Below are 5,569 nucleotides of genomic sequence, written 5' to 3'. Positions count from 1 at the left end.
TCATATCCTGTGAAGGTACGGCGATCGCCTTACCTGATGCCGGAAGCAAAATGTTCATCGATGCAAGCATCAATACTTTGGCTTCAGCGATCGCTTCATCTGAAAGTGGTACGTGTACCGCCATTTGATCCCCATCGAAGTCGGCGTTGAACGCAGAACATACCAGTGGATGCAATTGGATCGCTTTACCCTCGATAAGTCTTGGGTGGAACGCTTGGATCGAAAGTTTGTGAAGTGTTGGTGCACGGTTCAGTAAGATAGGATAGTTATCAACTACCTCTTCTAGACATTCCCATACTTCATTCTCTTGCTTTTCGATCATCTTCTTCGCTTGTTTAAGTGTTGTTGCATACCCTTTTTCTTCAAGCTTTGCCATCAAGTGTGGCTTAAAGAGTTCGATCGCCATTTTCTTAGGCAATCCACACTGATCCATACGTAAGTCCGGTCCAACAACGATAACAGAACGTCCAGAGAAGTCAACCCTTTTACCAAGAAGGTTTTGTCTAAAACGACCTTGTTTACCTTTGATCACTTCAGAGAGTGATTTCAGTGGTCTTTTGTTGGCACCTTTAACTGCATTTCCTCTTCTACCGTTATCAAAAAGTGCATCTACTGCTTCTTGAAGCATACGCTTTTCATTTCTAACAATAATTTCCGGTGCGTCAAGTTCTACAAGTCTTTTAAGTCTCTGATTTCGGTTGATCACTCTTCTATAAAGGTCATTCACATCAGAAACAGCAAACTTACCGCCATCAAGACTTACAAGTGGTCTTAGATCAGGTGGGAGTACCGGCAGTTGTGTCAACATCATCCACTCTGGTCTATTACCTGAATGAAGGAATGCTTCGATCACTTTAAGACGTTTAACAATTGTCTTTCTTTTTGCTTCAGATTTTGTCGCTTGAATATCAAGTTTCAATTGTGTAAACATTTCAACAAGATCAAGGTCAGCAAGTAGTTCCTGGATGATCTCTCCACCCATTCTTGCATCTAGATCTGTATCACCGAAACGTTGCATAATTTGCTGATATTGCTCTTCATTCAGTACATCATATTTTACAAGTGGATTTAAACCCTCACTGTCATAACATGCTTCGCCAGCTGTTTTAACGATATATGCTTCATAATACAGTACTCTTTCAAGGTCTTTCATCTTTACACCCAAAAGTGTACCGATACGTGATGGAAGTGAAGATACATACCAAATGTGTGCTACCGGAGCAATAAGATCGATGTGCCCCATACGGTTTCGTCTTACTTTGGAAGTCGTTACTTCAACCCCACATTTTTCACATACTACACCTTTATAACGCATCTTTTTGTACTTACCGCAAAGACACTCATAGTCTCTGATTGGTCCAAAGATCTTTGCACAGAAAAGACCATCTCTTTCCGGTTTGAGGGTTCTATAGTTGATTGTTTCTGGTTTTTTTACTTCACCATAACTCCAAGAGAGTACTTTCTCCGGACTTGCAACTCTAAGTTGTAGTGCTGCTATATCCTTTGGTCTCTCTTCACTGTTAAGATCTATTGGTGTTAAATTCTCTAAAAACTTACTCATTTTCACCCTCCACTTCTTTATTACTCTCATATAATTCTGTATCAAGACCTAACGCTTGAAGCTCTTTTGTCAATACGAACATTGTTTCAGGTACACCTGATGCCGGTACAGATTCACCTTTGGTGATGGCTCTATATGCTCTTGCTCTACCTTCAACATCATCTGATTTGATAGTTAACATTTCTTTAAGTGTATGTGCTGCACCATATGCTTCAAGTGCCCATACTTCCATTTCTCCAAATCTTTGTCCACCAAAGAGTGCTTTACCACCTACTGGCTGTTGCGTAACAAGTGAGTAAGGCCCAGTTGAACGTGCATGCACTTTTTCATCAACCAAGTGGTGAAGTTTAAGCATGTACATATAACCAACGTTTACTCTTTCGATCATTTGTTCACCTGTTTTACCATCAAACAAGACCATTTTACCGTCTGAGTCCATCTTAGCCATTTCGAAAAGTTTGTCAAATTCAGTTTGATTCGTTCCTTCAAATACTGGTGCTGCAAATTTAACACCCGTAGACCAATCTCTACCATATTTGATCAGATCTTCATCACTCATATTGCTCAAAAGTTCTTTTGCATTCATCAGTTTTGCTACATCTGCAATAGCGATCATCTTCTCTCTAAGATCTTTGATGAAACCTTCTTTCTGCTCTTCAAACATAACTTCTATCTGCTCGCCGAGGTTTTTACCGATCAATCCTAAATGCACTTCAAGGATCTGTCCGATGTTCATACGAGAAGGTACCCCTAATGGGTTCAAGATAAGATCTACCGGTCTTCCATCTTCCTGGTATGGCATGTCAATTTCTGGAACGATGTTAGAAACAATACCTTTGTTTCCGTGACGCCCTGCCATCTTATCACCTACTTTTAGTTTTCTCTTCGTAGCGATATAAATTTTAACCAATTTCGTCACACCTGAAGGAAGGATATCGTCTTTTTCAAGTACAATCAACTTCTCTTCATGGTTAACCTTAAGTCTCTTCTTTTGTTTCAAGAAGTAGTTCTTCAATGACTCATACTCATTTTGTACATCATCAGAGTAAGACTGAACCACGCCTCTAAGTGCAAATCTATTCACACCTTTGATCGTCTCTTCATCGATCTTTGCTCCTGATGCATACTCAGTTTCACCAATAGTTACAGCTTTAGCCAATTCTTGACTTGAAAGATAGTTTGCGATACGTAAGATCTCTTCTCTATCTATCATAAGAAGCTGGTCATGGTGATCACCATCCAGCACTGCTTTCTCTTCTTCATAGGCTTGGATGGCACGTGCATCTTTTTCATAGCCTTTTTTCGTAAAGACTTTGATATCAACAACTACACCTTCCATAGATGCGGGGCAGTAAAGTGATTTATTTACTACATGTCCTGCTTTTTCACCAAAGATCGCTCTTAATAGTCTCTCTTCTGGTGTTGGTTTGATCTCACCTTTAGGACTTACTTTACCTACAAGGATCATTCCTGGCTTCACATATGTACCAATTTGAACAATACCGCTTTCATCTAAGTGCAGTAACTCATCTTCACGGATATTTGGAATGTCACGAGTGATCTCTTCCGTACCATGTTTCAATTCTCTAGCTTCAACTTCTTTTTCATACGTATGCACTGAAGTAAATGTATCTTCACGGATCAGTCTTTCAGAAATAACAACCGCATCCTCATAGTTATATCCATACCAAGGCATAAATGCAACACGGATATTTTTACCAATAGCAAGCTCACCCTGATCCATATTCGCACCATCACCGATCACTTGTTTCGCTTCGATCTTATCACCAAGCTTCACAATAGGTGTTTGTGTAAATGTCGTATTTTGGTTGGTTCTCATGTTCTTTTCAAGTGGATAATGGTCTATAAATACACCACTTTCATCTTCACCCATAATATAGATGTTTTTAGCATCAATTTTCTCTACAGTACCTGGTCTTTTTGCTTTAACACATTCCCATGCATCACGACTCACAATAGCTTCCATACCCGTACCAACCATCGGTGCCTCTGTTTTAATTAGAGGTACCGCTTGACGTTGCATGTTTGAACCCATAAGTGCACGGTTGGCATCATCATGTTCCAAGAATGGAATCAACGCTGCAGCTGAACCAGAGATCATCAATGGAGAGATATCAATAAGGTTAACTCTTTGTGCTTCGTTAAGCTCGATGTTACCATTCAGTCTAGTCTCAATAAGATCTTCAACAATACGGCCGTCTTCACTTACTACAGTAGATGCAGGAGCGATACACTTATCTTCTTCCTGTGTTGCAGTGATGTATACGATCTCGTCAGTAACCTGACAATCTTTTACCACTTTATATGGTGCTTCAATAAACCCGTGTTCATTTACTTTTGAGTATGTTGCAAGTGTATTGATAAGACCAATATTCTGACCTTCAGGCGTTTCAATAGGACAAATACGTCCATAATGCGTAGGGTGTACATCCCTTACTTCAAATCCGGCTCTCTCTTTTACAAGACCACCCTCTCCAAGTGCAGAAAGTCTTCTTTTGTGTGTTACTTCTGAAAGTGGGTTTGTCTGATCCATAAACTGTGAAAGTTGTCCAGATGAGAAAAATTCCAAGATCGTATTTGTGATCATTTTAGAGTTTACCAGATCATGTGGCATCAACTCATCAAGTGTTCCAGATACGGTTGTCATCTTATCTTTGATCGCTTTTTGCATCTTTACAAGACCATTGTGAAGTTCATTACCGAGAAGCTCACCGATAGCTCTAATTCTTCTGTTACCTAAGTGATCTCTATCATCAATATGACCTTGACCGTTCTTTACTTTAATGAGATACTTCACCGTATTGATAAGATCTTCTGCCGTAAGCACTGTAGCATACTCTGGAATATCTAAACCTAATTTGTGATTCATTTTCATACGACCGACTTTAGTAAGGTCATATCTTTCCGGATCAAAGAAAAGTTGCTTTAAGAATGCTTTTGCAGCATCAGGTGTCACTGGTTCACCTGGTCTCATCACTTTATAGATACGGATCGCTGACAGTACATTTTCATCGTCGATCTGCTCTGTTTGCTTTAAGAGTCTAAGACTTTCATGATCCGCGATAAATGCATTAATGATCGACATATCAGCACCTTCTGCAAGGTCATTGATGATCTCGATAGTCGAGATACCTTCCTCGATCATCTTTTTAAGTTTACTCTCGTCTAGTGGAGTGACAACATCATAAAGTACTTCACCACTCTCTTGATCAATAATTGGCTTAGCCAAGTGTCTTTCCATCAATACTTCAAGTGGATATTCGATCCACTCTAAACCGTCATCGATGAGTTTTTGTGCTTTTTTCTTAGTAAGTCTTTTACCCGCATTTACAACTGTATTGCCATCCATGTCTTTGACATCATACTCAGCTCTACCACCAAAATCATCCGCATCAAACTTTACAAGGAATCTGTTATCTTTAATACTGATCTCTTTTGTTGAATAAAATAGTTTTACAATATCATCTTTAGAGTAATCTAATGCTCTAAAAAGAATCGTTACAGGGATCTTTCTTCTTTTGTTGATACGTGCATATAAAATATCTTTAGAATCATATTCAAAGTACAACCATGAACCACGATCTGGAATGATCTGTGCAGAGTAGAGCATACCACTTCCGACAGTAGTCCCTTCTTCTTCTTTAAAAATAACACCCGGTGATCTGTGAAGTTGATTTACGATAACTCTTTCAACACCATTAACTACAAATGAAGTTCTTTCTGTCATCAAAGGAATGTCACGTACAAAAACTGCCTGTTCTTTGATCTCTTTTGGATCAAGTTTTTCACCTGTTTTTTCATCTCTGTTCCAGATAGTCAGTGCAATGTTCATCTTAAGTGATACAGAATACGTCAATCCTCTCTCCATACACTCTCTAACTGTATATTTTGGATTGACTATCTCAGAATTTTTATACGACAATGTAAGTCTATTCTGTTGGTCATGGATAGGGAAAGAAGATCTGAAAACTTTCTCTAAAGTAGAGT

At 39.1% G+C, this 5,569-nt stretch carries 1 protein-coding gene and 1 pseudogene; both read right to left on the bottom strand.

Features of this window, described 5'->3' with window-relative positions; translation table 11 throughout:
- A pseudogene (locus ABYK33_RS13475) lies at positions 1 to 1,561 on the bottom strand (DNA-directed RNA polymerase subunit beta'); the annotation flags it as partial.
- On the bottom strand, positions 1,554 to 5,569 hold a 4,016-nt coding region (gene rpoB, locus ABYK33_RS13470; protein WP_373033792.1), incomplete at its 5' end, for a DNA-directed RNA polymerase subunit beta. The pseudogene ABYK33_RS13475 and the gene rpoB, both read right to left, overlap by 8 nt.

The organism is Sulfurovum sp. (assembly GCF_041562805.1).
Taxonomy (GTDB): Bacteria; Campylobacterota; Campylobacteria; order Campylobacterales; family Sulfurovaceae; genus Sulfurovum.
Note: the sequence above shows the minus strand (reverse complement) of the source record. Positions and strands in the feature narration are given on the sequence as shown.